This window comes from Variovorax sp. LG9.2 (genome assembly GCF_035018885.1).
GTDB lineage: Bacteria > Pseudomonadota > Gammaproteobacteria > Burkholderiales > Burkholderiaceae_C > Variovorax.
Genome location: NZ_JASJXB010000008.1, coordinates 35,374 through 61,753, shown reverse-complemented (window position 1 = coordinate 61,753; position 26,380 = coordinate 35,374). Strand labels below are relative to the sequence as shown.

At 64.9% G+C, this 26,380-nt stretch carries 25 protein-coding genes, 1 pseudogene and 1 riboswitch; of the genes and pseudogenes, 13 read left to right on the top strand and 13 right to left on the bottom strand.

The annotated features are described in order from the left end of the window. The first annotated feature begins 34 nt into the window (after positions 1 to 34). The 3 genes from QN413_RS10545 to QN413_RS10535 are packed head-to-tail and all read left to right on the top strand — an operon-like array spanning position 35 to position 3,167. Entirely contained in the window at positions 35 to 1,036 is a 1,002-nt protein-coding gene (locus QN413_RS10545; RefSeq protein ID WP_323496568.1) for a CobD/CbiB family protein, read from the top strand. Positions 1,037 to 1,041: 5 nt separating this feature from the next. Then, a complete protein-coding gene (hisC, locus tag QN413_RS10540; protein ID WP_323496713.1) occupies positions 1,042 to 2,130 on the top strand; it encodes a histidinol-phosphate transaminase in 1,089 nt (362 codons plus the stop codon). Further along, a complete protein-coding gene (locus QN413_RS10535) occupies positions 2,130 to 3,167 on the top strand; it encodes a TraB/GumN family protein (protein ID WP_323496567.1) in 1,038 nt (345 codons plus the stop codon). The genes hisC and QN413_RS10535 overlap by 1 nt, the downstream gene beginning before the upstream one ends. On the opposite strand, the gene rsgA is transcribed toward QN413_RS10535, so the two are convergent. The 3 genes from rsgA to QN413_RS10520 are packed head-to-tail and all read right to left on the bottom strand — an operon-like array spanning position 3,161 to position 5,778. Further along, entirely contained in the window at positions 3,161 to 4,111 is a 951-nt protein-coding gene (rsgA, locus tag QN413_RS10530) for a ribosome small subunit-dependent GTPase A (protein WP_323496712.1), read from the bottom strand. The genes QN413_RS10535 and rsgA overlap by 7 nt on opposite strands. A gap of 26 nt (positions 4,112 to 4,137) precedes the next feature. Then, positions 4,138 to 4,479 carry a 4a-hydroxytetrahydrobiopterin dehydratase gene (locus tag QN413_RS10525; protein ID WP_323496566.1) on the bottom strand — a complete coding sequence of 114 codons (342 nt, stop codon included), beginning with the start codon at positions 4,477 to 4,479 and terminating at the stop codon, positions 4,138 to 4,140. 27 nt (positions 4,480 to 4,506) lie between these two features. Beyond that, the gene (locus QN413_RS10520; RefSeq protein WP_323496565.1) at positions 4,507 to 5,778 is read right to left on the bottom strand and encodes a M48 family metallopeptidase; all 1,272 of its coding nucleotides are present in this window, start codon (positions 5,776 to 5,778) and stop codon (positions 4,507 to 4,509) included. A gap of 58 nt (positions 5,779 to 5,836) precedes the next feature. On the opposite strand from QN413_RS10520, the gene orn reads away from it, so the two are divergent. Further along, complete coding sequence (gene orn / locus QN413_RS10515; RefSeq protein ID WP_323496564.1) at positions 5,837 to 6,469, top strand: oligoribonuclease; 633 nt, start codon at positions 5,837 to 5,839, stop codon at positions 6,467 to 6,469. 264 nt (positions 6,470 to 6,733) lie between these two features. Next, on the top strand, positions 6,734 to 8,704 hold the full coding sequence (locus QN413_RS10510; protein ID WP_323496563.1) for a DEAD/DEAH box helicase: 1,971 nt from the start codon (positions 6,734 to 6,736) through the stop codon (positions 8,702 to 8,704). 76 nt (positions 8,705 to 8,780) lie between these two features. On the opposite strand, the pseudogene QN413_RS10505 reads toward QN413_RS10510, so the two are convergent. Together QN413_RS10505 and QN413_RS10500 are read right to left on the bottom strand one after the other, a co-directional pair. After that, a pseudogene (locus QN413_RS10505) lies at positions 8,781 to 9,413 on the bottom strand (phenylacetaldoxime dehydratase family protein). Positions 9,414 to 9,556: 143 nt separating this feature from the next. Further along, positions 9,557 to 10,627, bottom strand: a complete 1,071-nt coding sequence (locus QN413_RS10500; protein ID WP_323496711.1) for a carbon-nitrogen hydrolase family protein — start codon at positions 10,625 to 10,627, stop codon at positions 9,557 to 9,559. 192 nt (positions 10,628 to 10,819) lie between these two features. Here QN413_RS10500 and QN413_RS10495 point away from each other — a divergent pair, with 192 nt between their 5' ends. Together QN413_RS10495 and QN413_RS10490 are read left to right on the top strand one after the other, a co-directional pair. After that, positions 10,820 to 11,782: a helix-turn-helix domain-containing protein gene (locus tag QN413_RS10495; RefSeq protein WP_323496562.1), complete on the top strand. Its 963-nt coding sequence runs from the start codon at positions 10,820 to 10,822 to the stop codon at positions 11,780 to 11,782. Between the two features lie 83 nt (positions 11,783 to 11,865). Beyond that, entirely contained in the window at positions 11,866 to 12,081 is a 216-nt protein-coding gene (locus QN413_RS10490) for a hypothetical protein (RefSeq protein WP_187052642.1), read from the top strand. A 14-nt stretch (positions 12,082 to 12,095) separates the two neighbouring features. On the opposite strand, the gene QN413_RS10485 is transcribed toward QN413_RS10490, so the two are convergent. The 3 genes from QN413_RS10485 to QN413_RS10475 all read right to left on the bottom strand — a co-directional run bounded on the left by QN413_RS10485 (position 12,096) and on the right by QN413_RS10475 (position 13,828). Continuing rightward, the gene (locus QN413_RS10485; protein WP_323496561.1) at positions 12,096 to 12,539 is read right to left on the bottom strand and encodes a universal stress protein; all 444 of its coding nucleotides are present in this window, start codon (positions 12,537 to 12,539) and stop codon (positions 12,096 to 12,098) included. 64 nt (positions 12,540 to 12,603) lie between these two features. Beyond that, positions 12,604 to 13,077, bottom strand: a complete 474-nt coding sequence (locus tag QN413_RS10480) for a C40 family peptidase (protein WP_323496710.1) — start codon at positions 13,075 to 13,077, stop codon at positions 12,604 to 12,606. 22 nt (positions 13,078 to 13,099) lie between these two features. Further along, positions 13,100 to 13,828, bottom strand: a complete 729-nt coding sequence (locus QN413_RS10475) for a Coq4 family protein (protein WP_323496560.1) — start codon at positions 13,826 to 13,828, stop codon at positions 13,100 to 13,102. A gap of 169 nt (positions 13,829 to 13,997) precedes the next feature. Then, a riboswitch (TPP riboswitch) is annotated at positions 13,998 to 14,100 on the top strand. A 79-nt stretch (positions 14,101 to 14,179) separates the two neighbouring features. On the opposite strand from QN413_RS10475, the gene thiC reads away from it, so the two are divergent. From thiC to QN413_RS10450, 5 genes are read left to right on the top strand one after another with little or no spacing between them, the layout of a single operon-like run. Further along, complete coding sequence (thiC, locus tag QN413_RS10470; RefSeq protein ID WP_323496559.1) at positions 14,180 to 16,075, top strand: phosphomethylpyrimidine synthase ThiC; 1,896 nt, start codon at positions 14,180 to 14,182, stop codon at positions 16,073 to 16,075. 12 nt (positions 16,076 to 16,087) lie between these two features. Then, positions 16,088 to 17,125 (top strand): FAD-dependent oxidoreductase, encoded by a 1,038-nt coding sequence (locus tag QN413_RS10465; RefSeq protein ID WP_323496558.1) that lies wholly within the window; start codon positions 16,088 to 16,090, stop codon positions 17,123 to 17,125. Beyond that, complete coding sequence (gene thiS, locus QN413_RS10460; protein ID WP_323496557.1) at positions 17,122 to 17,409, top strand: sulfur carrier protein ThiS; 288 nt, start codon at positions 17,122 to 17,124, stop codon at positions 17,407 to 17,409. The genes QN413_RS10465 and thiS overlap by 4 nt, the downstream gene beginning before the upstream one ends. A 16-nt stretch (positions 17,410 to 17,425) precedes the next feature. Next, the gene (locus QN413_RS10455; RefSeq protein WP_323496556.1) at positions 17,426 to 18,280 is read left to right on the top strand and encodes a thiazole synthase; all 855 of its coding nucleotides are present in this window, start codon (positions 17,426 to 17,428) and stop codon (positions 18,278 to 18,280) included. Next, a complete protein-coding gene (locus QN413_RS10450) occupies positions 18,277 to 19,965 on the top strand; it encodes a bifunctional hydroxymethylpyrimidine kinase/phosphomethylpyrimidine kinase (RefSeq protein WP_323496555.1) in 1,689 nt (562 codons plus the stop codon). The genes QN413_RS10455 and QN413_RS10450 overlap by 4 nt, the downstream gene beginning before the upstream one ends. Here QN413_RS10450 and QN413_RS10445 read toward each other — a convergent pair. Genes QN413_RS10445 through hpaH form a run of 4 tightly spaced genes read right to left on the bottom strand, consistent with a single transcriptional unit; the run spans position 19,922 to position 24,073 of the window. Next, positions 19,922 to 20,872, bottom strand: coding sequence for a fumarylacetoacetate hydrolase family protein (locus tag QN413_RS10445; RefSeq protein ID WP_323496553.1), 951 nt, complete (start codon positions 20,870 to 20,872; stop codon positions 19,922 to 19,924). The genes QN413_RS10450 and QN413_RS10445 overlap by 44 nt on opposite strands. Then, positions 20,869 to 21,777, bottom strand: coding sequence for an extradiol ring-cleavage dioxygenase (locus QN413_RS10440; protein ID WP_323496552.1), 909 nt, complete (start codon positions 21,775 to 21,777; stop codon positions 20,869 to 20,871). The genes QN413_RS10445 and QN413_RS10440 overlap by 4 nt, the downstream gene beginning before the upstream one ends. A 12-nt stretch (positions 21,778 to 21,789) precedes the next feature. After that, the gene (locus tag QN413_RS10435; protein WP_323496551.1) at positions 21,790 to 23,262 is read right to left on the bottom strand and encodes an aldehyde dehydrogenase family protein; all 1,473 of its coding nucleotides are present in this window, start codon (positions 23,260 to 23,262) and stop codon (positions 21,790 to 21,792) included. Between the two features lie 7 nt (positions 23,263 to 23,269). Next, positions 23,270 to 24,073, bottom strand: a complete 804-nt coding sequence (gene hpaH / locus QN413_RS10430) for a 2-oxo-hept-4-ene-1,7-dioate hydratase (protein ID WP_323496550.1) — start codon at positions 24,071 to 24,073, stop codon at positions 23,270 to 23,272. Positions 24,074 to 24,180: 107 nt separating this feature from the next. Between hpaH and QN413_RS10425 the strand changes: the two genes are divergently transcribed. Beyond that, on the top strand, positions 24,181 to 25,119 hold the full coding sequence (locus QN413_RS10425; RefSeq protein ID WP_323496549.1) for a LysR family transcriptional regulator: 939 nt from the start codon (positions 24,181 to 24,183) through the stop codon (positions 25,117 to 25,119). Between the two features lie 25 nt (positions 25,120 to 25,144). On the opposite strand, the gene QN413_RS10420 is transcribed toward QN413_RS10425, so the two are convergent. Then, positions 25,145 to 26,374, bottom strand: a complete 1,230-nt coding sequence (locus tag QN413_RS10420) for a multidrug effflux MFS transporter (protein WP_323496548.1) — start codon at positions 26,372 to 26,374, stop codon at positions 25,145 to 25,147. Between the last annotated feature and the right edge of the window lie 6 nt (positions 26,375 to 26,380).

The following is a 26,380-nucleotide window of genomic DNA, read 5'->3' as shown; positions in this document are numbered from 1 at the left end:
TTGTCGCAAAAGCCCTCGTCGCTATCATCGAAGGATGAGCTTTTTTGCCATCCTGTGCGCGTTGCTGATCGAACAGGTGCGGCCGCTCGCCTTTCATAACCCGATCTACGGCGGCGTGCTCGCCTGGACGCGCTGGATCAGCCGCAATTTCGACGCGGGCAAGCCGCATCACGGGTGGATCGCATGGGCCATTTCCGTGTTCATACCGACGCTGATCGCACTCGGCGTGCACTGGCTTTTGGTGCTCACCCTGGGCTTGCCTTTTGCCGTACTGTGGAGCATCGCGGTGCTTTATGTCACCTTGGGCTTTCGGCAGTTCAGCCATCACTTCACCGGCATTCGCGATGCGCTCGACGATGGCGATGAGCCGCTCGCCCGATCGCTGCTGGCGCATTGGCAGCGTGTCGACGCAGCCGACTTGCCGCGCAGCGAAATCGTGCGTCATGTGATCGAGCATTCGGTCATTGCTGCTCACCGACACGTGTTCGGCGTGCTGGCGTGGTTTTCGATTCTGGCCGCGTTCGGGTTGGGGCCAGCCGGTGCTGTCTTCTATCGCATGAGCGAGTTCGTGGCGCGCTATTGGGCGCACAAGAGCGGCGCGACGAACCAGCCGTCGAGCGTGTGGGTGCAACAGGCGGCGCACCGTGCGTGGGGCGCCATCGACTGGCTACCGGCGCGAATCACGGCGCTCGGCTTCGCGGTGGTCGGCAGCTTCGAAGAGGCGATCGATTGCTGGCGCAACGACGCGAGTCGCTTCCCTGATCCGAACGACGGCGTGATCCTCGCGGCGACCTCGGGCGCAGTGAATGTGCGGCTAGGCGGCGGTACGCTCAGCCCGGTGCCGATCACCGATCCGTTGCAGCGCGCCCAGGCCGGCGACCCTCTGCTGAGCGCGCGCACCTTCGACAGCGGAAGCACGCCGGGCCGCGAGCCCGAGCCGGCGCATCTACGCAGTGTGGTCGGCCTGGTGTGGCGATCGGTCGTGATGTGGATGGTGTTGCTGGCGCTGTTGACGCTGGCGCGCCTGCTTGGTTGACCGCGTTGGGCGCGCCGAAGTCGGGCTTCTGGAGCCCGCGCATCGCGGCACTGCAGCCGTACGTGCCCGGCGAGCAGCCACGCATCGACAACCTCGTCAAGCTCAACACCAACGAGAACCCGTACCCGCCGTCACCGCTTGCCATCGATGCGATACAGCGTGCGTCTGAAAGCGGGCTGGAGCGCTACCCCGATCCGACTTCGATGGCGTTGCGTGAAGCCATCGCGCATCGACATGGGTTGAACGCGCAGCAGGTTTTCGTCGGCAACGGATCGGACGAAGTGCTTGCGCACGCGTTCTTTGCTTTCTTTCAGCAGGCTGAACCGCTGCTCCTTCCCGACATCACCTACAGCTTCTACAAGGTGTACGCGCAGCTCTATGGCATCGCCTGCGAGCTGCAGCCAGCGGATGATGACCTGCGCATCGACGTCGATGCGCTAGCTGCGCGCGCGCAGTCTGTCGACGGCTGTGCCGGCATCGTCATAGCCAACCCGAATGCACCGACCGGCATCGGCCTGCCGCTCGAGCGCATCGAGCAATTGCTGATGGCCTGCCCGCATCGCGTCGTGCTGGTCGATGAGGCCTACGTCGACTTCGGCGGCGAAAGTGCATTGCCGCTGGTGGCGCTCTATCCGAACCTGCTCGTGGTGCGAACTTTGTCGAAGTCGCATTCGCTGGCCGGATTGCGTGTCGGCTTCGCCTGCGGACAGTCGCATCTGATCGACGCGTTGACGCGCGTCAAAGACAGCTTCAACTCGTATCCACTCGATCGCCTCGCGAGCGCTGGCGCCGTCGCGGCGATCGAGGACGAGCGCTACTTCGAATCCACGCGCAAAGCGGTGATGGACACGCGCGAGGGCCTCAGCTTGCAGCTGGAAGATCTGGGCTTCGAAGTGCTGCCGTCACAAGCCAACTTCGTCTTCGTGCGCCATGCTGATCACGATGCAGCCATGCTCGCTGCCGCGCTGCGGGAACGGGCCGTGCTTGTGCGCCATTTCGCACAGCCGCGCATCGACCAGTACCTGCGTATCAGCATTGGCACGCGCGATCAGTGCAGCACGCTGATCGATGCGCTGCAGACCGTGCTCGGCTGATGTCCTGCGCCGGTCTCGGTGTCGATCATGGTCGCCGCTACGGTGGTCGCTGGATCGCTGCCTTAGTGTTCGTCGTCGCGTGGCTTTCGCTGTGGGCGAGCGCGGCGCATGGGGCCGAATGTCCGCCCGCGCCGAAACTGGCTGCAGGTCAGCTGACGCCGACGCTGGGCGAACCGCGCGATCGCGGTTTTCTTTGGCGCATCAGTACGGCCAGCCACACGTCATGGCTCTATGGAACGATCCATATCAACAAGCAGGACTGGGCGTTGCCGGGACCAAAGACTGCTGCGGCCTTGCGCGCCAGCAAGACGCTCGCGCTGGAAATGGACGTCGACGATCCTTCGATCCAGCAGCGATTCGCGAAGCTTATCTCGCGCCACGCTGGCGACGTGCCGACGGCGCTCGTGCCGCGGGTGAATGCGCAGCTGGCACGCGTTTGCCTGCCCGAAACCTTGGTCGGAAAAATGCACCCCTCGATGTTGCTGAGCACCATCGAATTGATCGGCCTGCGTGCCGATGGCTTGTACTTCGAGTACGGTGCCGACCAGATGCTGGCCGAGCAGGCACGCGCCGAACGCAAGCCGATCGTCTCGCTCGAAACGCCGGAGGTACAGGCCGATGCGATGCTTGGTCCGGATGCGGTGGTCGACGTCGACGAGATCACGGATGCGCTCGACGCGCTGGAAGGAGATCGCTCCAAAGCCTTGACCCGAACGCTGCTGACGACCTGGGCGGAGTCGGATTTGTCCAGACTCGAAAGCTACGCACAGTGGTGCGATTGCATGACCACGCCAAAAGAGATCGCCGCGATCAGGCGCTTGATCGACGACCGCAATCCGGCGCTCGCTGGTGCCATCGATGCGCTGCACAAAAAAGGCCGCAGCGTATTCGCCGCGGTGGGCGCGCTTCACATGATCGGGCCCGCCGGCCTGCCAGGGCTCTTGCGCCAGCGCGGCTACCGGGTGGAGCGCGTGGCGTTCGCATCGGGTGCGGCTGTCCTACCGCGCGCCGCTCCTAACTCACTGCCTGCTCAGTAGCGCGTCTGGCTCAACTCGGCAAACAATTCGCCGTATATCTTGTAGCGAGTCGCGCTGATGGCGCCCGGTTTGTCGGCGGTTTCTACATTCGCAATGACACCGCAGCCCGGTTCGTGCAGATGCGTGCAGTTGTAGAACTTGCAGTTGTTCGCGTGCGCGGCGATATCGGGCATCAGGCCGGTGAGCTGCGTCGGCGAGATGTGATGCAGGCCGAACTCCTGGAACCCCGGCGAGTCGATCAGTCCGGTGGTGTGGTCGGCATCGACCCAGTACCAGGTCGTGCTGGTGGTGGTGTGCTTGCCCGAATTCAGCGCCTGCGAAATTTCGCGGGTCAGTGCGGTGGCGCCGGGCACCAGCAGGTTGATAAGCGTGCTCTTGCCCGCGCCCGAAGGGCCGAGTACCAGCGTGGTTTTACCGGCCAGCAACTTCATCAGCGATTCGCGATCGGCCTCGCCCGATGCCTTCAGAGACAACGGCAGCACGCCATGCTGCATTCGCCGGTAAGGCAACAGCTTTGCCCAGGCGCGTTCGAAGGGCAGCGCCAAGTCGCTCTTGTTGAGCGCGATGATCGGTGTGATGCGCTCAGCCTCGGCAGCGATCAACGCTCGCGCAAGTTGATGCTCTGAAAAATCAGGCTCGGCGGCGATCAGGATCAGCACGTGGTCGAGGTTGGCCGCGAACGACTTGGTGCGGATCTCGTCTTGCCGATAGAAGAGGTTGCGACGCGGCAGCACCTGCTCGATGGTGCCTTCGTCTTCGGTCGCTTGCCAGCGCACGCGGTCACCGACGACCGACTGGCTCTTCTTGCCACGCGGGTGGCAAATGAGGCGTTCGCCCTCGGGCGTTTCGACGAGGCAGTGACGACCGTGGGCAGCGATGACGAGGCCATCGCGCAGGGTGGCGCCGCCGGGAAGATCGCGTGGCTGCTTAGCCAATGGCGCGATACCTGATATGGCTCATGCAGCAATTCTCATGCGGTGGAAGCGGTCGACAGCAGCGCATCGGCTTGGCGGGCGCAGTCGAAGTCGGTAGCTGAAAGCCCGCTCACGTCATGTGTGTTGAAGCGCACCACGCATCGGTTGTAGTGCACCGACAGATCGGGGTGATGGTCTTGCATGTGGGCGATGAGGGCCAGCGCATTCACGAACGCCATCGTCTCGAAGTAGTTATTGAAGCTGTACGTCTTTTCGATGACAACATCCGCGCCGTCGCCGCTCAGCTTCCAGCCGGCGAGCTTCGACAGGCTGGCGACGATCTCGGTCGCAGTCAATGCTCTGCGCGGCAAGACTTTCCAATCTTTGGGTTTGAACATGCTGTTGCTCATGGTGCGCTTTCAGGGTCAGGCTGTTGCCGGCACGAGCGCCATGCGTTGCAGGCGCTCGGAGGCGGGCGGATGCGAATAGTAGAACTTGACGAACACCGGGTCAGGCGTGAGCGTCGAGGCGTTGTCCTGATAGAGCTTGAGCAGTGCGGCAGACAGGTCGGCGCCACTGCTTTGCGAGACGGCATACGCGTCGGCTTCGAACTCGTGCTTGCGCGACAGGCGTGCCGACAGCGGCGCCACGAAGAAGCCGAAGACCGGCACAGCGATCATGAAAAGCAGCAGGGCCAACGCGCTGTTGGGCGAACCCATGTTGGGCTGCACGCCCAGACCGGCAAAGAACCAGCTCTGCAACGAGACCAAACCCAGCAACGCGAAGCCTGCGAGGCTCAAGGCGAACATGGCGACCAGTCGCTTCACGATGTGCTTGTGCTTGAAGTGTCCGAGTTCGTGTGCGAGCACGGCCTCGACCTCGGAGGCGCTCAGCTGGCGTAGCAATGTGTCGTAGAACACAACGCGCTTGCTTGCACCAAAGCCGGTGAAGTACGCGTTGGCATGCGCGCTGCGCGTGCTGCCGTCCATCACGAACAGGCCTTTGGCCGCGAAGCCGCAACGCTTCATCAACGCGGTCACGCGCGCCTGCAGCGTGGGGTCGTCGAGCGGCTTGAACTTGTTGAAGAGCGGCGCGATGAAGCTGGGGTAGATCAGCATGAGCAGCAGGTTAAAACCCATCCACGCGCACCAGGCCCAAAGCCACCAGAAGGTGCCGGCTGCGCCCATCAGCCAGAGGATCAACGCAGCGATGGGCAGGCCGATCACCGTGCCCAGCACCGTCGACTTCACTGCATCGGCCAGCCACAGCTTGAGCGTCATCTTGTTGAAGCCGAAGCGCTCTTCCAACCTGAAGGTTTGCCAGAGCGTGAAGGGCAGTTCGAGCAAGCCACCGATCGCCGCGAACGCGACGAGCAGCGCCAATTGCTGGGTCATGCCGCCGCCAAGCCAAGCGAGCAGCAGCTTGTTGACCACATCGAGGCCACCGAGCAGCGTCCAGCCCAGCAAAATTACGGCGCCCCACGCCATTTCGATCAAGCCGAAGCGCGACTTGGCGATGGTGTAGTCGGCCGCTTTCTGGTGCGCCGCGAGGCTGATGGTTTGAGCGAACGGCGTCGGCACGTTGTTGCGGTGCCGGGCGACGTGGCGCATCTGCCGTGAGGCGAGCCAGAACTTCACGAGCAGGCCGGCAACCAGCGCAGCGGCGAAGGCGACAGTAAAGATCATCGATGAGGACATGGGCCACGAGTTTAGTCCCCGCACCTGCGCCTCGCAGGTCATCGGTGACAATCCCCCGATGCCTGAACCTACTGATTCGACTGGTGCTCCGACCACTGCTGCAACTGCGACACCGACGTCCGCCGCAGCGCCCGTAACGCTTAAAAAGAGCGACCTGAACCTGGTCTGGCTCGATTGCGAGATGAGCGGCCTCGATCCGGAAAAAGAGCGCTTGCTCGAGATCGCCGTTGTCGTCACCGGTCCTGATCTGACGCCTCGGATCGAAGGCCCCGTGCTGGTCATTCACCAGACCGACGAAGTGCTCGACGCCATGGATGCGTGGAACAAAGGCACGCATGGCCGTAGCGGCCTGGTCGACAAGGTGAAAGCGTCGACGCTCGACGAAGCGGCGGCCGAGCAGCAGATGCTCGAGTTCATCTCTAAATACATTCCCAAGACCAGCTCGCCGATGTGCGGCAACACCATCGGTCAGGACCGGCGGTTTCTGGTCAAGTACATGCCGAAGCTCGAGGCGTACTTTCACTACCGCAACCTTGATGTCAGCACGTTGAAGGAACTGGCCAAGCGCTGGAAGCCGAGTGCGTACAGCAGCTTCAAGAAGCAGCAAGCGCACACCGCTTTGGCCGACGTGCACGAGTCGATCGAAGAGCTGGCGCATTACCGCACCACCTTTCTGCGTTTGACCGACTGACGATTAGGTAAAAACCCGGAGCCATGCGATAATCGATGGCTTCGCTGCGGTGAGCCTTTGGTGGCAACGGCAGCGTCTCTTGCATCTCCCTGTCTTGCACACCGCGCCCGATTGCTTTCGGTAACCAGTTTCTCTGGTTCCGGCTGCAAATCAAAAAGGCCGCAGCCCTGGCGAAAGCCTCTGCTGAATGTCGTTGGATGGTTGATGTTTTTAACCACCAACGGAGCGCCGCTTACGGCAGCGCTCGCGTATGAAGATTGAATCATGACCGACGCTTTTGAAGCGCAGGGCGAATTCGCGCCTGTGCAATCCACTGAATTTTCCGTTGCTCCCGACGCCGTGTCGGAAGCACCCATCCTGGAAGCACTCGACGCAGTTGCGTCGGATGTCGAACCAAACAACGAAATCGCTACCGCTGCTGATGAAGCAATCGTGGAAGCGCCTGCGCTGCCGAACGGCTTCGTCCGTCTCGGCCTCGCACCTGAACTGATCGCCGCCGTCGCCGACCTGGGCTTCACCCAGCCGACCACGGTGCAAGACAAGGTCATTCCGCTCGCCATGGGTGGCGATGTCGATCAAAACGGCGCTGCACGTTTCGTCGACCTGATGGTGTCGAGCCAGACCGGCAGCGGCAAGACCGCCGCTTTCCTGCTGCCTGTGCTGCACACGCTGCTCAAGCGCCAGGCAGAGGCCGAAGCCGAAGCCAAGGCCGAGTTTCAGCGCCAGGCCGCTGAAGCTGCTGCCCGCGGTGAAGCGCCGCTCAAGAAGCCGAAGCGCAAAGACCCGACCAGCAACCGCAACTTCAAGGCTGCCACGCCAGGCGCCTTGATCCTGTGCCCGACGCGCGAACTCGCGCAGCAGGTCGCACACGACGCCATCGAGCTGGTCAAGCATTGCCGCGGCCTGCGCATCGCCAACGTGGTGGGCGGCATGCCCTACCAGTTGCAGATCGCCAAGCTGCAGAACGCCGACCTCGTCGTCGCTACGCCGGGTCGTTTGCTCGACCTGCAGCGCTCGATGCAAATCAAGCTCGATCAGGTCAAGTTCCTGGTCGTCGACGAAGCCGACCGCATGCTTGACCTCGGTTTTTCCGACGATCTCGCAGAAGTGAACCAGCTCACGATCGGGCGTCAGCAAACGATGATGTTCAGCGCGACTTTCGCGCCGCGCATTCAGCAACTGGCCCAGCGCGTGATGCGCGAACCCCAGCGCATCACCATCGACAGCCCGCAAGAAAAGCACGCGAACATCAAGCAAGTGCTGTTCTGGGCCGACAACAGCCAGCACAAGCGCAAGCTGCTCGACCATTGGTTGCGTGACACCACCATCAACCAGGCGATCGTGTTCGCCAGCACGCAAGTCGAGTGCGACGGCCTCGCCGCCGACCTGCAGCAAACCGGCTTCAGCGCCGTGGCATTGCATGGCGCGCTGAGCCAGGGCCTGCGCAATCGTCGCCTGATGGCACTGCGCCAGGGCCAGGTGCAGATCCTGGTGGCAACGGACGTGGCCGCACGCGGCATCGACGTGCCGACGATCACCCACGTCTTCAACTTCGGCTTGCCGATGAAGGCCGAGGATTACACCCACCGCATCGGTCGTACCGGCCGTGCAGGGCGCGATGGTTTGGCCATCACGTTCGCCGAATTCCGCGATCGCCGCAAGATCATGGACATCGAGCAGTACAGCCGTCAGCAGTTCAACTCCGAGACGATTCCCGGCTTGGAACCGCAACAGCGCATGCCGCAATCGCGCCCGCCGATGGGCGAGTTCCGCGGCGGTGCCCGCGACAGCCGTGACAACCATTCGCGTGACCGCAAGTTCGGCGGCGGTGGTGGCGCTGGCGGCCATCGTGGTGGCTTCGGCGGCAATGGCGGCGGCTTTGGTGGCGGCAGCAGCAACTACGCTGGTGCGACCGGCTTCAACGACCGCGCTCCGCGTGGTCCGAGCGCACCGGGCCCGCGTGGCAACTACCAGGGCAACAGTGGCGGCAACAGCGGCTTCGGCGGCGGTAACAATGCCGGCTTCGGTGGTGGCGCTCGCGAAGAAGGCGGCGGCTACGGTCGCAAGCCCGGATTCGGCGACGGCGCACCGCGCGGTGGTGCTGGCGGTGGTCGCAGCGAGGGCTTCGCGCCCCGCGGCGCAAGCGCTGGTCATGGTGCAGGCCACGGTGGTGCCGGCAAGGTGTTCGTTCCTCGTGAAGCTGCCAAGCGCGCTCCGTTCAAGCCGACGCGCTAAACCGAATGTCAGCGCCCGCAATGGCGCTTGATCGAAAGGCCCGCCCTCGCAAGACGGCGGGCCTTTCGTTGTCTACTCAACTCGCATGTTGCAAGCCGTTCATGAGTCCGGTGCGTGCATGGCAGTTGATGTACTCGTAGCGCTGCTCGTCCGCCTTCAAAACCGAGACCTCGTGATACACGCGCAGCTTGACCTGGAACTCGAGCGCCTGCACGTAGCGCATGAAGCCGCCGAAGATCGCCACGTGCGTCGGATGCGATTCGGCCCAGCGTTCCATGTCTGCCAATGACCGCCAATAGCTGAGACCGAACGACTTTTGCAGTGGCGCACCCGCGGCGTCGAGATGGGTCATGTAGCGGTTGCTGTAGCAGCCGATCGACAAACCCCGGTCGCGCAGAAAGTCCATGCCTTCGCGCAACACGGGCTCCATTTCTTCGACATACATCGTGCGTTCCGTGCCCGCGGTGTCGGTCCATTCCTGACCGGAGCGGATCATCGCGATGTTCTGGTGACCAGCGACTCAAACGCGCTGGCCTGGCAGCGGCGCTCCGGCCACGACCGCGCGCGAGCCCGACGGCGACATCGCATCGGTCTGCGACAGTGGAATGCGGTCGCGCATCGAGCCCCAGTAGCCGTGCTCCTGCAGTTCGCCGCTGAGTTCGCCCATGACCATGCCGACGCCTTCGAAGCGATCGGGCGTGTTGAACATGGTCTCGTAGTGCTCGACACGCGGCGATGCGATCGGGGTAGGGCGGTGCGTAGTCGTCCTCGACCCGGCGATGCCGTGTACGCGGACACTTCAAATGCTCTGCGATGGCGGATTCCATGCGTTGCTCCGTGGCTCGGTTCCGGTCAGGCAGCGAGCGGGACGCGCGCGCTCTGCAAGATGGATTCCGCGGCAACGGCGGGCGAAGGGGCGACCGGCGCAGCCACCTCGAACGCACCCGATTCGCGCTCGGCCGTCCGCTCGAAAACCACCGCCTCACGCCGTGTCTTGTTCAACAGCAGGCGCGTGACGTCGGGTCGCGAGTAGTGCCCACTCGGATCCCCCGCCGCCTTGGCGAGCGAGATCATTCCGAGGTCGATGTCGGCGATGACCAGGCCTTCCTGGTCTTCCGGGAGATTGGTTCCCATTGGCGAGCCGTCCGGGCCGTAGATGAGCGCAAAGCCGCCTCCGGTGAGCAGCATCTGCTTCTTGCCCGCGTCGGTGCACAGCAGGTCGCTCATCGCCGGCGACACGGTGGCACAGGGTGCGATCACGAAGCACTGGCCTTCCGCCGCGTAGACCTGGCTTGCCGCGTTGTTGACCTCGGCTCCAAGCGCGTATGCGCCGCCGCGGTAGAGAGAAAAGCTCGGCCATGCGCCGCAATGGATCTGCTCGTTCTGCGCGTACATGGCGTACTTGCTGAGCGGTTGCAGATGCTCCCAGCAGCAGAGCGAGCCGATATTGCCGATCGCTGTTTCGCACACCGTCAGGTCGGAGCCGTCGCCTTCGCCGAACACCGTGCGCTCGACGTGCGTGGGCTTGAGCTTGCGGCGCGTCTGCACCGTGTTGCCCTGGTCGTCGATCAGCATCTGCGCAATGTAGAGGCTACCGCCAGCTTTCTCGCTGTAGCCTGTGGACAGCCAGATCTTGTGCTTGCGCGCCGCATCGCGGAGCCGGTCGAAGTCGGGTGAGCCGACCACCAGCGAGTTGTCGTTGTAGCGCTGCACGAACTGCATGCCCCACGCTGGTGAATCGAGCCAGATCCACCACGGATAGCCGGGCAGCCAGGTCTCCGGAAACGCGATGAGCTTGACGCCTTGCGCGGCAGCGTCGGCCATCAGGTCGATGGTCTTGTCGATGGTGCCGTCGAGGTCGAGGAACACCGGCGCCGCCTGCACGGCAGCGACGCGAAACTTGGGATGGGCAGCACGGGGCATGTTGGTTTCTCCTGGCGGGTTGGAAGGATCGGCCGCGCCGTGCGCTTCGGGTTTGCGCGATGGCATGCGGGTTGCTTGAAGCGTAAGTTCGCCGCCAGCAAACACTTTGTCCGACACGCGCGGCGTTCTTGTTCCAGCGTGGCAGAACGCATTTCGAGAACGCACTTCTGGAGCGCACTTCGGGACTTATCCATGAATCAATTGCTCAGCACCGACGCGGTTCCCCGCAACCAGCGACTCGCGTACTGGACCGACATGATCTGCAACGTCTACGTGCAGCTCGGATGCGATCCGGTGCGCCCGGACGAGGCAGGCAATTTCGAAGGCAGCATCCGGCAGCACACGCTGCCCAGCCTCGACGTGTCGGTGGTGACGTCGAGCGCACAGAACGTGACACGCACCGCAGGCCACATTGCGCGCTCGTCGGACGATTATTTTCTGGTGAGCATCCAGGCGAAGGGCAAAGGGGTGGTGCGGCAAGACGGCCGCGACGCGGTGCTGTCGGCCGGCGACTTTGCGCTGTACGACAGCACTCAGCCCTACGAGTTGCGCTTCGACGATGCGTTCGAGCAGATCGTGCTCAAGCTGCCGGGCGAGCGTCTGCGCAGCGAACTGCGCAACACCGAAACACTGACCGCCACGACGGTGTCCGGCCGTGAAGGCGCCGGGCACCTGTTGCTCGGCATGATTCGGACGCTGCGAGAAGACATCGACACCTTGCAGCCGGCTTCAGCGCTCGCCGTGGCCAACGGCGTGCAGAGCATTCTTGTCGCGGGTCTGCAGACCTTGCCGGCGGCGCGCGCACCCGGCCTCAGCAATCTGACGGCCTATCACTTGGCGCGCGTGAAGCGCCGCATCGACGAGCAACTGGCCGACCCGACGTTGTCCGTGAGCAGCCTGGCCGCCGAGCTCGGTGTGTCGGCCAGCCACATCCATCGGGTCTTCAAGAGCGAGCCGCTCACCGCCTCGCAATACATCTGGGAACGCCGGCTCGAAGCATGCAGCAAAGACCTGCTCGAGCCACGACTGGCGGGGCGCCCCGTAGGCGAAATCGCCTATGCGCGAGGCTTCAACGACGCCGCGCATTTCAGCCGCGCGTTCCGTGAGCGCTTCGGTCGGTCACCGCGCGAGTGGCGTAATTCACGGATGCAATGACGCTGAGGCGCACAGCCCGCTTTTAGCCCTCAGCCGTGCGAAAGTTCCCTATTTGTAACTAATATGTAACTGACAATCCGGGCATGACACAACCCGACCAACTCACAGATCAAGACCTCATCGCGCGCACCTTGAACTGGCGCCGCGCGGTCATGCATGGCGACGAGGGGGCACGTCATGTGGCGCAAGCGCACGAGGAGGAAGCGCGACGTCGCTTCGCCGGCGCCACGACCATCAACGGGACGTTGGAGGCGTTGGAGCCAAAGCGCAAGCCGTTGTGGCAGCGGTTGCTTCCTTGATGTTCAGATGAGCTTCAGCGCAGCACCAGCACCGGCAGAGAAGAGTGCGTGAGCACATGCTGCGTCTCGCTGCCCAGCAGCAACCGCTTCAACCCCTTGCGGCCATGGGATGCCATCACGATCAGCTCGCTGCGATGCTTGCGTGCCGCGCGGATCACCGATTCGGCCACCTGATCGGAACTCATGGTCGCGGTCTTGATGTCCACGCCTTTGGCCTCGGCGGCCGTAACGATGTCGTCGAGCACGGCTTGCGCGGAGTCGGCCCAGCGCTTTTCGGTGGTTGCGATCTCCTCGGCAGAAAACGCCATCGCGCCATCGAGGTAGCTCGTCGGATAGCGCGGCACGACGGTCAGCGCGACCAGTTGCGCGTCGTGCAGCGCCGCCAGCGTGATGGCAGCGCGCACGGCCTTCTTCGACAACGTAGAGCCGTCGGTGGCTACAAGAATGCGTTTGAACATGGATCGATCCTCAAGTGTCTGGCGCGATCTTGCGGCCGAGCGATGTCATCGGGTTTGACGCACATCAAAGCCGCCGCACCTTGAGCGTCTGCCGCGACCAGTAAGGACCGTCGAGCCGGTCGAGCCGTACTTCACCACCAGTCGAAGGCGCATGCACGAAGCGCCCTTCACCGACGTAGATGCCGGCATGCGTCGGCCTTCCGCTTCCGAAAAGCACCATGTCGCCGGAGCGGAGTTCGCGTGTCGCTACCGGATCGCCGAAGTCGGAGAGTTGCGCCACCGTGCGCGGCGGCGTGGCGCCCATGCGGGAGCGGTAGACATAGCCGATGAGGCCGCTGCAATCGAAGCCGCCTTCGATCGTATTGCCACCATATCGATAGGGCGTACCGACCAGACCGAGTGCATGGATCGCGATGTCGTTGGCTTGCTCCGATGACAGCGCGGCGCGTGGCGCGCGGGGCGCTGAAGTTTGCTGACTGCCACAACCCGCGAGCAATGCGGCGGCCAGGAGAAGCGCCGAGCCGGGCAGCCGCCGCATAGGCGTCATCGAACGAGCGCCATCAGGCGAGATGCTCGGCCAGCACGCCTTGCGCCGACACATAGCGGGTCGGAGGCGCGATGCCGAGGCGTTCGCGCGCTGCGGGGAGCGGCTCGTGCAAAAGCAACTCGTAGTCTTCACCCAGTAGCCACGCCGCCTTGCGGCCGTTGCGCCAGCCTTCGATCACCGCACGCGCGAACACGGAATTTCCAGTCACGCGCAGACTCTTCAAGGAGGCAGCCAACGCAATAAAGGCCCAGCCCAGTCCGCCCGATTGGGCGAAGCTGAACGCGACCAGCGCCGCTTCACCCAGACTCTCGTCGGCCTTGTAGCCGGTGAGCACGTGCCAGATGTCGTGCACGTCGCGCGTGCGCCTTGCGCTCCATGCGTAAGGGTCTTCGACCAGCGGCTCACGTTTGAGATTGGATATCTCTGCCAGACCGGCGGCGCTGTATCCGGTTCGTTCAAGAAACGCGCGGTACTCGGCGCCGACGGTGCCCGGCGCAAAGCTCGCGATGAAGGCCGGATCGGAGAATCGCTCCGCTAGTTCGACGCGGCGGTAGGCAAGCTTTCTGCCAGCCGGCGTGTGCATCAAGCGAGCGTAGTTATGGCGCGGTGCCGGGCCGTTGAGCGCTCGCATGATGACGAACACCTGTGTCGTGTCGTTGCCATCGGCGAGCAGCTTGCGAATGGCGCCGAACGCTGTCGGGAAGTCGCGTTTGTACGGTGTGGGAGATGCTGAAGTCGTCATGGTTTTTTCTTGAACAGCCCACAGCGCAATCACTGAGAAGTCACTGAGGAGACACCGTGCAGTCTCGCGGTCTCCGGGCAGGACTTATTTTCACCGCCCCAACGTTGCGGTGGAAGACCGTCAGGCGGGGCATTGCTGGTTGACTTCCGCGCGCACCATGCCCAGAATCGGCCCCGCTCCGGGGTGCACGCAAGCGCGTGCTGAGATGGTCAGTCCGAACCCGCGAACTTGATCTGGTTCATACCAGCGTAAGAAGAGCTGCGACTCCCCTGTGTGCCCGTCCGCCGATGACGGGCGCTGTCCCGGAGCCATCGCGGAGCACCCGTTGTCTTGCAACCAGGAGTGCCCCGCATGAATGCCATCGACAAGTTCGCGTCTCTTCTCGCGCTCACCCGCGAACCCTTTCCCGCTTCCACCAAAGGCATCATCGCCGGCAGCCGCCCAGACCTCAACGTGCCGGTGCGCGAGGTGGCGTTAACCAATGGCGAGCGCGTCTCGCTCTACGACACCTCCGGCCCTTACACCGATGCCACGATCGACATCGACGTGCGCCGCGGACTGCCGAGCGTGCGCGATATGTGGGTGGCCGAGCGCGGCGACACCGAAAGCTATGAAGGCCGCCTGCATCTGGCGCTGGACGACGGGGCGACGCATGCCGACCGCGATGCCCAGCGCATTGCCGAATTGCGTGCCGGCGCCGCCTCGTTGCAACGCACGCCACGGCGCGCCCGCACCGGTGCCGGCCAGAGCGGCAACGTGACGCAGATGCACTACGCGCGGCGCGGCATCGTCACGCCCGAGATGGAATACGTCGCGTTGCGCGAGAACGGCAAGCGCGAATGGATGGCGCCGTACATGGCCGATGCGGCGCGCGAAAAACGCCTCGCCGGCAACCCGATGGGCGCGAACATTCCCAAGATCATCACGCCCGAGTTCGTGCGCGACGAAGTGGCCCGTGGCCGCGCCATCATCCCGGGCAACATCAACCATCCCGAAGTCGAGCCGATGGCGATCGGGCGCAACTTCAAGGTCAAGATCAACGCCAACATCGGCAATTCGGCAGTCACCTCGAGCATCGAGGAAGAAGTCGAAAAGCTGGTGTGGTCGATCCGTTGGGGCGCAGACAACGTGATGGACCTGTCGACCGGCCGCAACATCCACACCACGCGCGACTGGATCGTGCGCAACAGCCCGGTGCCGATCGGCACCGTGCCGATCTATCAGGCGCTCGAGAAGGTGAACGGCGTGGCCGAAGACCTCACCTGGGAGATCTACCGCGACACGCTGATCGAGCAGGCGGAACAAGGCGTCGACTACTTCACCATCCATGCCGGACTGCGCCTGGGCTTCATCCATCTGACGGCGGGGCGGCGTACCGGCATCGTGTCGCGCGGCGGATCGATCATGGCCAAGTGGTGCATCACGCACCACAAGGAAAGCTTTCTCTACACGCACTTCGAAGACATCTGCGACATCATGAAGGCTTACGACGTGAGCTTTTCGCTGGGCGATGCGTTGCGCCCGGGCTGCGCATCGGATGCCAACGACGAGGCCCAGTTTGCCGAACTGCACACGCTGGGCGAGCTCACCAAAATCGCCTGGAAGCACGACGTGCAGACCATGATCGAAGGACCGGGCCACGTGCCGATGCACTTGATCCAGGCCAACATGGACGAGCAGTTGAAGACCTGTCACGAAGCGCCGTTCTACACACTCGGGCCGCTGACCATCGACATCGCGCCGGGCTACGACCACATCGCGAGCGCCATCGGCGCCGCCATGATCGGCTGGGCCGGCACCGCCATGCTGTGCTACGTCACGCCCAAGGAACACCTGGGCCTGCCGGACCGCGACGACGTGAAGCAGGGAATCATCGCCTACAAGATCGCAGCCCACGCGGCCGACGTGGCCAAGGGCCATCCCGGCGCACGGGCGCGTGACGATGCGCTGTCGCAGGCGCGCTTCGACTTTCGTTGGCAGGACCAGTTCAACCTCGGTCTCGACCCCGACACCGCTCGCGAATTCCACGATGAGACCTTGCCCAAAGACAGCAGCAAGGTCGCGCACTTCTGTTCCATGTGCGGCCCGAAATTCTGTTCGATGAAGATCACGCAGGAGGTGCGCGAGTTCGCGGCACTGCGCGGCCTGACCGAAACACAGGCGCTCGATGCGGGCATGGCCAGCAAGTCAAGCGAGTTCAAGGCAGCCGGCGGCGAGCTCTACATTCCGATCGTGCCGCAGGCCTGAGTGGCGCCTTCCATGGCGCACGCCAAAAGCATGGGCATCGCCGGTGCCGGGCTGCTCGGGCGCTTGCTCGCCTGGCAGCTGTCGCGCGCCGGCCATGCGGTGACGGTGTTCGATCCGGCCGACGACGCGGTAGCGCGCTTCAACGGCCAGGGTGCCGCCGGCTTCACCGCGGCCGGCATGTTGAGCCCGCTGGCCGAACTCGACAACGCGACCGCCGACATCGCCGTGCGGGGCCTGCGTTCCATTGGGCTTTGGCGCGACATCGTGCGGCAGCTTCCGGGGCCGCCGCACTTCGCGGAACGCGGCAGTCTGATGCTCGCGCACCGCGCCGACAAGGGCAGCGCCGAGCGCGTGCTCGCCCGCCTTGGCAACCACGAAGTCGCCGGGCTGATGCCGGCAGAGACTCTCGATGCAGCCGCATTGGCAGCGCTCGAACCGGCGCTCGCCAGCGTGGCGCATGCATGGCTGCTGCCGGGTGAAGCGCAGATCGACGCTGCCGCCGCGATGGCGGCACTGCACGACGGCGCGGCCGGTGTGCGCTGGTGTTGGCAGCGCCGCGTGACCGACCTCGAGCCCGGCGCCCTGCACGTCGAGAGACTCGGCTGGCAGCGCTTCGACACGGTGTTCGACGTGCGCGGCGTGGGCGCGCGGCCCGCCTTGCCGGTGCGCGGCGTTCGTGGTGAAACTGTCTGGCTGCATGCGCCGGGACTCGGGCTGACGCGGCCCGTCCGACTGCTGCATCCTCGGCACCGCGTCTATGTCGTGCCGCGGCCCGGTGACGTTGTCGTCGTGGGCGCGAGCGAGATCGAAAGCGAAGACCGTTCGCCGGTGTCGTTGCAAAGCGCGGTCGAGTTGATGGCCGCGGCGCACAGCATCCTGCCCGCGCTCGCCGAAGCCCGCATCCTGCGGCTCGACCGTAACCTGCGACCCGCATTACCGGACCATGCGCCGGTGGTGGAAGTGCGCGACGGACTGGTGCGCATCAACGGACTGTTCAGGCATGGCTGGCTGCTGGCGCCAGCGTTGGTGGAAGAGGCGCTTGCTGCATGAACGACATGACTGACATGAACGACCTGAACCGCGTGACCGACGCCACCCAAACCGACATGCATACCGGCAAGCCCATCGCAACGATCACCGTGCAACTCGACGGTGCACCTCGCGAAGTCGCTGCCGGCATGACGCTGGCTGCATTGATGCAGTCGCTGGGCCACGCGCCGCTGGCCATGGGCACGGCCATCAACGGCGACTTCGTGCCGCGCGGACAACGCGACCGGCGCGTGCTGCAAAGCGGTGATGTCGTGCTGTTTTTTCAACCCATCGTCGGCGGCTGAGCCGGGGAGACTTGTGATGACAGAACAACCCACGCAACCCGCCGCCACTGCATCCGACGACTTCTGGACGGTCGATGGCGTGCAGATGCGCAGCCGCTTCTTGCTCGGCACGGCCGGCTATCCATCGCCGCACACGCTGCGCGACGCCATCGCTGCCGCTGGTACGCAGGTCGTCACCGTCGGCCTGAAGCGGGCGATGGCAAGAACGGATGGCGGCGGTGGCGACAACGGCTTCATGACGATCGTGCGCGAGGCACTGCTGCGACAGGGCGCCCGCCTGTTGCCCAACACCGCCGGCTGTCGCACCGCACGCGACGCGGTCACGCTGGCGCACATGGCGCGTGAGATGTACGACACCCGGTGGATCAAGCTGGAGGTCGTGGGCGACGAGCACACGCTGCAGCCCGACCCGGCCGAACTGCTGGTCGCTGCACAGACGCTGGTTCGCGACGGCTTCGTAGTGTGGCCGTATTGCACCGACGACCTCGTCACCTGCCGGCGATTGCTCGATGCGGGTTGCGCCGTGCTCATGCCGTGGGGCGCGCCGATCGGCTCGGGGCAGGGGCTGTTGAACCCCTGGGCCCTGCGCACCTTGCGCGAGCGGCTGCCCGACGCGACGTTGATCGTCGACGCCGGCCTCGGTGCGCCCTCGCACGCGGCATTGGCGATGGAGATGGGCTTCGACGCGGTGCTGTTGAATTCTGCGGTCGCACAAGCGCGCGACCCGGTGCGAATGGCCGGTGCGTTTCGGCATGCCGTCGAGGCCGGGCGCGGTGGCTGGCAAGCCGGCGTCATGGCACGGCAAGACTTCGCGGTCGCCAGCACGCCGGTGGGTGGGCAACCATTTCTGATCGGCGAGGTCGCGCGATGAGGCCGCCGGTGATCTGGAGCATCGCCGGCACCGACAGCGGCGGCGGCGCGGGGCTGGCAGCCGATCAGCGCGCCGCCGATGCCTTCGGCGTGCACCTGTGTCCGGTGGTGGCGGCTGTCACCGCGCAAAACTCGCGCAGCGTCGCGCGCATCGAGCCGCTGCCGGTCGCGTGGCTCGACGCACAACTCGAAGCACTCGCTGCCGACATGCCGCCGCTGGTCATCAAGACCGGTTTGCTGGGCGGTGTGGCGCAGATCGAATGCGTGGCGCGCTGGATCGACCGGCTGCGCCGCGATCACCCGGTCGGGTTGGTCGTCGACCCGGTGCTGGCGGCCAGCAGTGGCGCGCCGTTCGCCGACGCGGCCGTGTTGCAGGCCTACCGTGCGCTGCTGCTGCCGCGCGCCACGGTCGTCACGCCGAACGTGCGCGAGGCGCATCGTTTGTTGGAGGCGCAAGACAGCGGCCTTGGCGATAGCGATGACGCTGGCCGCAGCGACGTGCCGGCACTCGCCCGACGACTGCGCGCGTGCGGCGCTGCGGCGGCTTGCATTACCGGCGGCGACAGCACGGACCATGTGCAGAGTGCGCAGCGTGAGGCACTCGACTGGATCGACACCGAGCACGCCGCCGGCTGGCTCGCATCGCCGCGTGTCGACACGACGCACAACCACGGCACCGGCTGCACTTTCGCGAGCAGTGTTGCCGCAGCGTTGGCACTCGGCTACGTCGCGGCCGATGCGCTCGTCCTTGCGAAGATGGCGACCACGCAGGCGCTCCAAAGCGGTCATGCGGCAGGCACCGGCGCAGGACCTGTGATCGCACGGCCGGGCTTTCACGCCGACCCTGCGCTGTTGCCGCGCATGTCGTGGGGCGAGGCGGCCTGCTTCGCGGCACCACGCCGCAGCGACGATCCGTTGCTGGGTCTCTACGCCATCGTCGACAGCGCCGAACGCGTGCGACAGGTGCTGGCCGCCGGTGTGCGCTCGGTGCAACTGCGCATCAAGACGCCGCCGCTGTTCGATGCCGCGAATCCAGCCCAAGCGCCCGACGCGCGCTGGACGGCGATGCTGCGCGACGAAATCGCGCGCAGCGTGGCGGCTTGCCGCGCGGCGAAGGCGGAGTTGTTCATCAACGACCACTGGGCGCTGGCGCAGGAGTTGGGCGCCAGCGGCGTGCATCTCGGGCAGGACGACTTACTGGCGCTGGGTGAGGCGGGTCGCGGCGAGCTGCTGCGCAGTGGACTCGCACTCGGCATCAGTTCGCACAGTCTGTGGGAGCTGTGCCGGACCCGTGCCCTGGCGCCGCGCTACGTGGCGTGCGGGCCGGTGTGGCCGACGCTCACCAAAGACATGCCGTGGCGCCCGCAAGGGCTGGACAACCTGCGCTGGTGGAACGCCATGGCCGGTGCGCCAGTCGTTGCGATTGGCGGCATCTTGCAGCCGGGGCAGGTGAGTGAGGCGGCCGCGTGCGGTGTGTCGGGCGTGTGCGTCGTGCGCGCGTTGGGTGTCGACGCGACGACCACCGTGCCGGTGCTGGCGACGGCATTGCGCGAAGGCGTCGCAACCACGGCATTGAAGAAGCACAAGCGACCGGAGCAAGCTCAGCAAGAGTCGCTGCTGCCCCTGCCGCACCCGAGCCTGCCTAACGGTTGGGGACTTGCGCCGCCGCCCGGTAGTTGTCCTTGAAGCGATCCGGCACCCGCGGATCGTGACCCATCGCCACGCGCCGCACTTCGTCTGAATCGGTCGGTGCGTGGCCGACGCCGAGGGCAGAAGCGCGTGGCACCGAGCCCGCGACCACATGACTGGTCAGCCGCCCGATGCCCGTGATGTCCACTTCGACGGTGTCGCCCGGATCGACCGATCGTGAATGGCACGGCGTGCCGGTCAGCACCACGTCGCCGGGCATCAGCGTGATGTGGCGTGCAATGTCGGCCACCATGTAGTGCGGTCCCCAGACCATCTCGTCGCCGATGTGGGCCTCCTGAACGAGCAGGCCGTTGCGGTAGGTGCGCAAGGTCTGGTCGAAGATGTTGACGCCGGTCACCAGGCCCGGGCCGATCGGTAGCATCCCGTCGGCGCCCTTCACGCGCAGCATCGAGCCCTGGTCGGTGTCGCGAAAGTTCTGCAGTCCCATGTCGAGCGCCGGTGCGAAGCCGAGCATGTAGTCCCAGGCTTCGTCGGGCGTCACGTTGCGGCATACCTTGCCGATGACGACGGCGAGCTCGCCTTCGTAGTTGAGGTAGCTGCAGTCGGCAGGCTTCACGAGTTCACCGCCGTGCGCGTTCATCGCGGTCGGCGGCTTGGTGAAATAGGTCGGCGTCTCCGTCGGCTTGGCCTTGTTGCGCGTCTCCATGCCGCGCGAGCTGTACGACAGGTGCACGCAGATGATCTTGGTCGGCTCGCACGGTGGCAGGTGCGTGACATCGGCCAGCGCGACGTCGCGACCGTCGTCGAGTCGCAGCGTGTCGCCGTCGATCACGGTGCCCCAGTATGGCGAGCCATGGCTCAGCACACGGCGGCGCTCGACCCGCGGGCCGCGCATCACCGCTGGCAGTTCCGCGAACGGAAATTCGTGCAGGTACTTGCTCATGCCAAAGCCTCTTGCGTTGTCTTCGCCTCGGTGGTCTCGATGTCGAACCACATGTGGACGTTGCCGGTACCGCGTGCGTTCTCGTAGTCGGACAACGCGGTCCCCTTGCTGCGGCAATCGGCGCCACCGAGCGCACCGATCATCTGCAGGTAATGGCCGCCAAAACCTTCCCACGGCAGCGGGCGAAACTTGCTGTCCCATTGGTCGAGGACGAGGTCGTGCCGTCCTTGCGCAAGCAGCGCGATCGCTTCCTTGTCGGCCGCCACGTTCGATGGCCGTGACACGTTGGCCTCGTGGTACATCCGCGGATGTTTCTGCACCCAGTCGATCTCATTGAACTTGTGACTCAGCGCCCCTGAAGCCAGCAGCACCACGCGCTCGCCGATGTCGGCGCCCATGCGCCGGATCGCCTCGCCGACAACGCGGCCCGACTCGAGGTAGTGGCGCGGCTGGCAGTTCTGGCAGGTGCTGACAGACACCACCCGCTCACCGTGCACAAGCTTGTTGACCACGTTGATGGTCGCGTAGTGCCGCGGCAACGCTTCGTCATAGATCGCCTTGCTCATCACGCCCTGTTCCACCGCGACCTCTTCGATGAGCTCCGCGAGCGCAGGCGATCCGCGGTAGTCGTAGTGCTGGCCGTGCAGGTACCAGGGCATCTCGTCGGATGTGTAGGTGCCTTGCATGTGCGCACCGCCGTCGATGAGGTGATAGCCGGTCGTGAACCAGTGCGTATCGAACAGCACGAAGGTGTCGGGCCGTACCGCGTCGATGCGGTCGCGCAGGCGCTGGTAACCAGCGATCAGGTCCGAGTCCGCGCCGTCGCCCATCTTCACGCGGAAGTCGTCGTCCTGCATCAAGCCGGGGTGGTGCGACACCAGTGCGGCGCCGACGATCTGTGCCATGTCGTTCTCCTTTCAACGGTGGCTGAAGCTGGCCTTGAAAGGCTTCTTCGGCACCACGACGTCTTTCACGTCGCAGAAAAATTCGAAGCTCCAGTCGCCACCTTCGCGTCCGACACCGGAGCGCTTGATGCCGCCGAACGGCGCCGCCAGATCGCGGATACCGAAGGAGTTGACCCAGATGAAACCGGTCGCGACCTGCATGGCAATGGCGGTCGCATGCGCCACCTCTCCGTAGCAGACACCGCCGAGGCCGTAGTCGGTTCCGTTGGCCATCGCGATGACCTCGGCGTCGTCGTCGAAGGTCTGCAGCGTGAGCACCGGGCCGAAGACTTCGTTCTGCACGATCTCCGAATCCTGCTTCACATGAGTGAGCATGGTCGGCTGGAAATACTGCGCGCCGAACGGATGCATTGCGCCGCCCCACAGCAACTCGGCGCCGTCGGCTACGGCACGTTCGACGAACGCTTTCACGCGCTCGACCTGGCGCGGATGAATGATGGGGCCGACTTCCGTTGCAGCCTCGCGCGGATCGCCGACGGTCAGCTGTTCGACATGCGCCCGCATGCGCGAGACGAAGGTGTTGGCGACCTTCGAGTGGACGAGAAAGCGGGTGCCCGCGAGACACACCTGACCGGCGTTGCGGTACATCAGCGCACCCGTCGCAGCCGCGCCGTCGAGGTCGGCATCTTCGAGCACGATGAAGGGCGACTTGCCGCCGAGTTCGAGGCTGCATGGCACGAGATTGGCCGCAGCGGCTTGCGCGATTCGTTTGGCCGTGCCGACCGATCCCGTGAACGAAACGCGCGCGAGTCGCGGATCACTCACCAGACGCGCGCCCGTGGTTGCGCCCGCGCCCTGCACGAAGTTGAGAACACCCGGCGGCAGGCCAGCCGCATGGGCCGCGTCGGCCAGCATCGAGCAGGTGAGCGGCGCCCATTCCGGCGGCTTGACGACGACCGTGTTGCCCGCGGCCAGCGCCGGACCGAGCTTCCAGGTCGTGAGCATCAGCGGCGCGTTCCACGGCGTGATGATGGCGACGACGCCGGCCGCATCGTGCCGCACGATGTGCGTCGCCTGCTCGGTATCGATCGGCCTGTCTTGCAACGTCAGTGCGTGCTCGGCGAACCAGCGGATGTTGAGCATCGCGCGTGGCACGACGCCATGCTTCATGCGCGACAGCAGCACGCCGGCATCGTTCGATTCGAGCATGCAGAAGGCGTCTGCACGCTTGCCGATTTCGTCGGCGAAGCGGTCGAGGATGGGCTTGCGGCCTTCGGCGCCAAGTGCGGCCCAGGCAGGGAATGCGCGCTGCGCTGCCGTGATGGCGGCGTCGACCTGGGCATCGCTGCCTTCACTGATATGGCCCAGCACGCGCTGGTCGATCGGCGAGCGTAGCTCGAAGGTTTCGGTCGATGCGACGCGCTGGCCGTCGATGTAGTGGTCGGGCGAGACGTGGATACCCGCGACGTGGATCATGGATGTCATGGCGGGTTCAGACGAATCGAAATGCGATGGCGCCGAGCGGGCCGTAGTCGGCGTGAAAAACATCGCCCGCCGCCGCGGCCACGGGCCGCGTGAAAGAGCCGGCCAGCACGACTTCGCCGGCCTTCAATCCTTCGTCGTGCTCTGCCAGTTTGTTGACCAGCCACACGATGCCGTTGGCCGGATGATTGAGCACGGCAGCCGCCAGGCCCGACTCTTCGATGACCCCATTCTTGTAGAGCAGGGCGCCACACCAGCGAAGGTCGACCGCATCGGGTTTGACCGGCCGTCCGCCCATGACGATGCCGGCATTGGCTGCGTTGTCTGCGATGGTGTCGAACACCTTGCGCGGTACTTTTGTGATGCGATCGGCCTGCTCGATGCGCGCATCGATGATCTCGATGGCGGGCACCACGTAGTCGGTCGCTGCGAGCACGTCGAAGATGCTGACGTTGGGGCCACGCAGGTCGCGCTGCAACATGAAGGCGAGCTCGACCTCGACGCGCGGAAGAATGAATCGTGCGGCCGGAATGTCGGCACCCTCGCGAAAGAACATGTCGTCGAGCAACGCGCCGTAATCCGGCTCGGTGATGTTCGAAGACACCTGCATCGCGCGCGATGTAAGGCCGATCTTGTGGCCCTTGATGGTGCGACCTTCGGCCAGCTTGAGGGCGACCCATTCCCTTTGTATGGCGTAGCTGTCTGCGATCTCCATCGCCGGATAGCGTTTGGAGAAATGTTCGACCTGCACGCGGTTGCGTTCGGATTCGTGCAGCGCGAGCGCGAGCGTCTTGTGTGTCGCGTGGTCGAGCATTGCGTTGTCTCTCGTTCGTTGTAACGGTCGCAAGTCTCCCTGCTAGCGGCCATGAAGACAATCGATGCTTTTGGGTCGATTGCGTAGCTGGGCTGGATAATCGAACGATGCCATTGCCCCGCTACACACTGCGCCAACTCGACGCATTCACCACCGTTTCCGACACGCTCAGCTTTACTGCCGCGGCCGATCGACTGGCGCTCACGCCATCGGCAGTGAGTCAACTCGTCGTCGAACTCGAGTCGTCTGCCGGCTTCAAGTTGTTCGAGCGCAGCACGCGCCGCGTCGCGCTGACCGCAGCAGGCAAGGAGTTTCTCGGCGCCATCGAACCCGTGCTCAAGCACCTTCGCTTGGCAGAAGCCGCGGCCGCCGATCTGCGCAATCGCGCCGCCGGCCTGGTGCGCGTGGCGGCGCCGATGGTCATCGCGAGCGCCATGCTGCCGCGCGCGATCCGCGACTACGCAGGGCTGCGGCCCAAGGTCGTAGTCCGCATTCGAGATGCCGCGGTCGAGCAACTCGTCGAGATGGTCGCGAGCGGTGATGTCGATCTGGCGATCGGTCCTGACAGGCCGACCGGCGACGACGTGCAGCGCGTGCCGCTGTTCGAAAGTCCCTGGGTGTTGTGGTGTGCGCCGGACCACCCGCTCGCCACCAAGCGCACGCTGCGCTGGCGCGACCTGCGCGCGCATGCGCTCGTTACCGCTGGCCGCGACCATGAACGCAGCGTGGCGCAGATGCGGCTCGGTCTGCCGGAAGACGAGCGCATCACGCCAATCGACGTGGTCGATAACATCTCGACTGCGCTCGGCATTGCCGCGGCGGGCTTGGCAGCGACGCTGTCACCGGCCTATGTCGGCGTGTGGGCGGGTGAGCGCTGGGGTTTGGTGATGCGTCGTGTGACTGCACCCGAAGTCATGCGCCACGTCTGCCTGTACCGGCCGCTGCGCCGCGTGACGTCACCGGCGTCTGCAGGCTTCGCGGAAGCGCTGGAAAAGTGGATGAAGGCCGAAGGCCCGCGCTTCACGCCGTCGTCCAGGCGCGGGTGACTTGCCTGCGCCTTGGTCAGTCTGTTCAGACCGCGATGCGCCGGCCGATCTCCGGCCAGCGGCCATGCAGCCAGACCCACGCCACGAGCCCGATGGACAGCATCAGGATCGACGTCACCGCAAGCGCCAATGGCGAGTGCATGACGAGCGGCGCGATCACGCCAGCGACGATGCCGTTGGCAGTCGAGCCGATCACGGCCTGCAGTGACGACGCCATGCCGCGGCGTTCGGGATGCAGGTCGAGCACCAGCAGCGTGACGACCGGCACCATCAGTGCCCAGCCGAACGCGAAGAAGGCGATCGGCCACAGCGACCAGGCCGCGTGCGGCGCAAAGACGGCGTTGGCCGCCACGTTGACGATCGACGTCACCAGCATGATCAGGAAGCCGTCGCGAATCTGCCTTTTGGGTGTGACCTTGCCGGCCATACGGCCGCTGACCCATGCGCCCGACATGATGCCGCCGATGGTCAGCAGGAAGAACCAGAAGAACTGCGTCGGCGCGAGCTGCAAATGGTCACCTAGAAAAGCCGGTGCAGCGAGCACGTAAAGAAACATGCCGTTGAACGGCACGCCGCTGGCCAGCGCAAGCAGCAGAAAGCGCGGGTCAGAGCACAAGTCCCAATAACCGCGCATCAGGTGCTTGAACTCGAATGGCTGCCGATGACTTACGTGCAGCGTCTCGGGTAGCAACTTGTAGTTGGCGGTAAACAGTACGCAGCCTACCGCCACCAGAAACCAGAACACGCTGTGCCAACCCAGGTGCACGAACAAAAAGCCGCCGACGATGGGCGCAATGGCCGGCGCGACGCCGAAATAGATCGTGACCTGCGACATGACGCGTTGCGCCTCGGCGGGCGGGAACATGTCGCGAATCACCGCACGCGACACCACGATGCCGGCACCGGTCGACAGGCCCTGCAGCGCGCGGAACAGCACGAGCTGGCCGATATTCTGCGACAGCGCACAGCCGAGCGACGCGAGCGTGAACACCGCCATACCCCACAGCACGACCGGCCGACGCCCGAAGCTGTCCGACAGCGCACCGTGGAACAGGTTCATGAAGGCGAAGCCGAAGAGGTACGCCGACAGCGTCTGCTGCATCTCGACAGGCGTCGCCCCGATCGATTGCGCGATGCCCGAGAACGCCGGGATGTAGGTGTCGATCGAAAACGGCCCAACCATGCCGAGCACAGCCAGCAGCGCGGCAAGCGCCCATCGGGGGGCTTGCCAGAGTTTGGCGGCGTCCGGATTCATGCTTGT

Excerpts from the sequence above, each read along its gene's own strand:
- QN413_RS10535 (WP_323496567.1), top strand. The coding sequence starts at position 2,130 with ATGTCCTGCGCCGGTCTCGGTGTCGATCATGGTCGCCGCTACGGTGGT.
- QN413_RS10455 (WP_323496556.1), top strand. The coding sequence starts at position 17,426 with ATGACAGAACAACCCACGCAACCCGCCGCCACTGCATCCGACGACTTC.
- QN413_RS10485 (WP_323496561.1), bottom strand. The coding sequence starts at position 12,539 with ATGTTCAAACGCATTCTTGTAGCCACCGACGGCTCTACGTTGTCGAAG.
- QN413_RS10445 (WP_323496553.1), bottom strand. The coding sequence starts at position 20,872 with ATGAGCAAGTACCTGCACGAATTTCCGTTCGCGGAACTGCCAGCGGTG.
- QN413_RS10525 (WP_323496566.1), bottom strand. The coding sequence starts at position 4,479 with ATGTTCAAACCCAAAGATTGGAAAGTCTTGCCGCGCAGAGCATTGACT.
- QN413_RS10495 (WP_323496562.1), top strand. The coding sequence starts at position 10,820 with ATGAATCAATTGCTCAGCACCGACGCGGTTCCCCGCAACCAGCGACTC.
- QN413_RS10440 (WP_323496552.1), bottom strand. The coding sequence starts at position 21,777 with ATGGCACAGATCGTCGGCGCCGCACTGGTGTCGCACCACCCCGGCTTG.
- orn (WP_323496564.1), top strand. The coding sequence starts at position 5,837 with ATGCCTGAACCTACTGATTCGACTGGTGCTCCGACCACTGCTGCAACT.
- thiS (WP_323496557.1), top strand. The coding sequence starts at position 17,122 with ATGAACGACATGACTGACATGAACGACCTGAACCGCGTGACCGACGCC.
- QN413_RS10490 (WP_187052642.1), top strand. The coding sequence starts at position 11,866 with ATGACACAACCCGACCAACTCACAGATCAAGACCTCATCGCGCGCACC.
- QN413_RS10545 (WP_323496568.1), top strand. The coding sequence starts at position 35 with ATGAGCTTTTTTGCCATCCTGTGCGCGTTGCTGATCGAACAGGTGCGG.
- QN413_RS10510 (WP_323496563.1), top strand. The coding sequence starts at position 6,734 with ATGACCGACGCTTTTGAAGCGCAGGGCGAATTCGCGCCTGTGCAATCC.
- QN413_RS10480 (WP_323496710.1), bottom strand. The coding sequence starts at position 13,077 with ATGCGGCGGCTGCCCGGCTCGGCGCTTCTCCTGGCCGCCGCATTGCTC.
- QN413_RS10435 (WP_323496551.1), bottom strand. The coding sequence starts at position 23,262 with ATGACATCCATGATCCACGTCGCGGGTATCCACGTCTCGCCCGACCAC.
- QN413_RS10520 (WP_323496565.1), bottom strand. The coding sequence starts at position 5,778 with ATGTCCTCATCGATGATCTTTACTGTCGCCTTCGCCGCTGCGCTGGTT.
- thiC (WP_323496559.1), top strand. The coding sequence starts at position 14,180 with ATGAATGCCATCGACAAGTTCGCGTCTCTTCTCGCGCTCACCCGCGAA.
- QN413_RS10450 (WP_323496555.1), top strand. The coding sequence starts at position 18,277 with ATGAGGCCGCCGGTGATCTGGAGCATCGCCGGCACCGACAGCGGCGGC.
- QN413_RS10425 (WP_323496549.1), top strand. The coding sequence starts at position 24,181 with ATGCCATTGCCCCGCTACACACTGCGCCAACTCGACGCATTCACCACC.
- QN413_RS10420 (WP_323496548.1), bottom strand. The coding sequence starts at position 26,374 with ATGAATCCGGACGCCGCCAAACTCTGGCAAGCCCCCCGATGGGCGCTT.
- hpaH (WP_323496550.1), bottom strand. The coding sequence starts at position 24,073 with ATGCTCGACCACGCGACACACAAGACGCTCGCGCTCGCGCTGCACGAA.
- QN413_RS10475 (WP_323496560.1), bottom strand. The coding sequence starts at position 13,828 with ATGACGACTTCAGCATCTCCCACACCGTACAAACGCGACTTCCCGACA.
- QN413_RS10500 (WP_323496711.1), bottom strand. The coding sequence starts at position 10,627 with ATGCCCCGTGCTGCCCATCCCAAGTTTCGCGTCGCTGCCGTGCAGGCG.
- QN413_RS10465 (WP_323496558.1), top strand. The coding sequence starts at position 16,088 with ATGGCGCACGCCAAAAGCATGGGCATCGCCGGTGCCGGGCTGCTCGGG.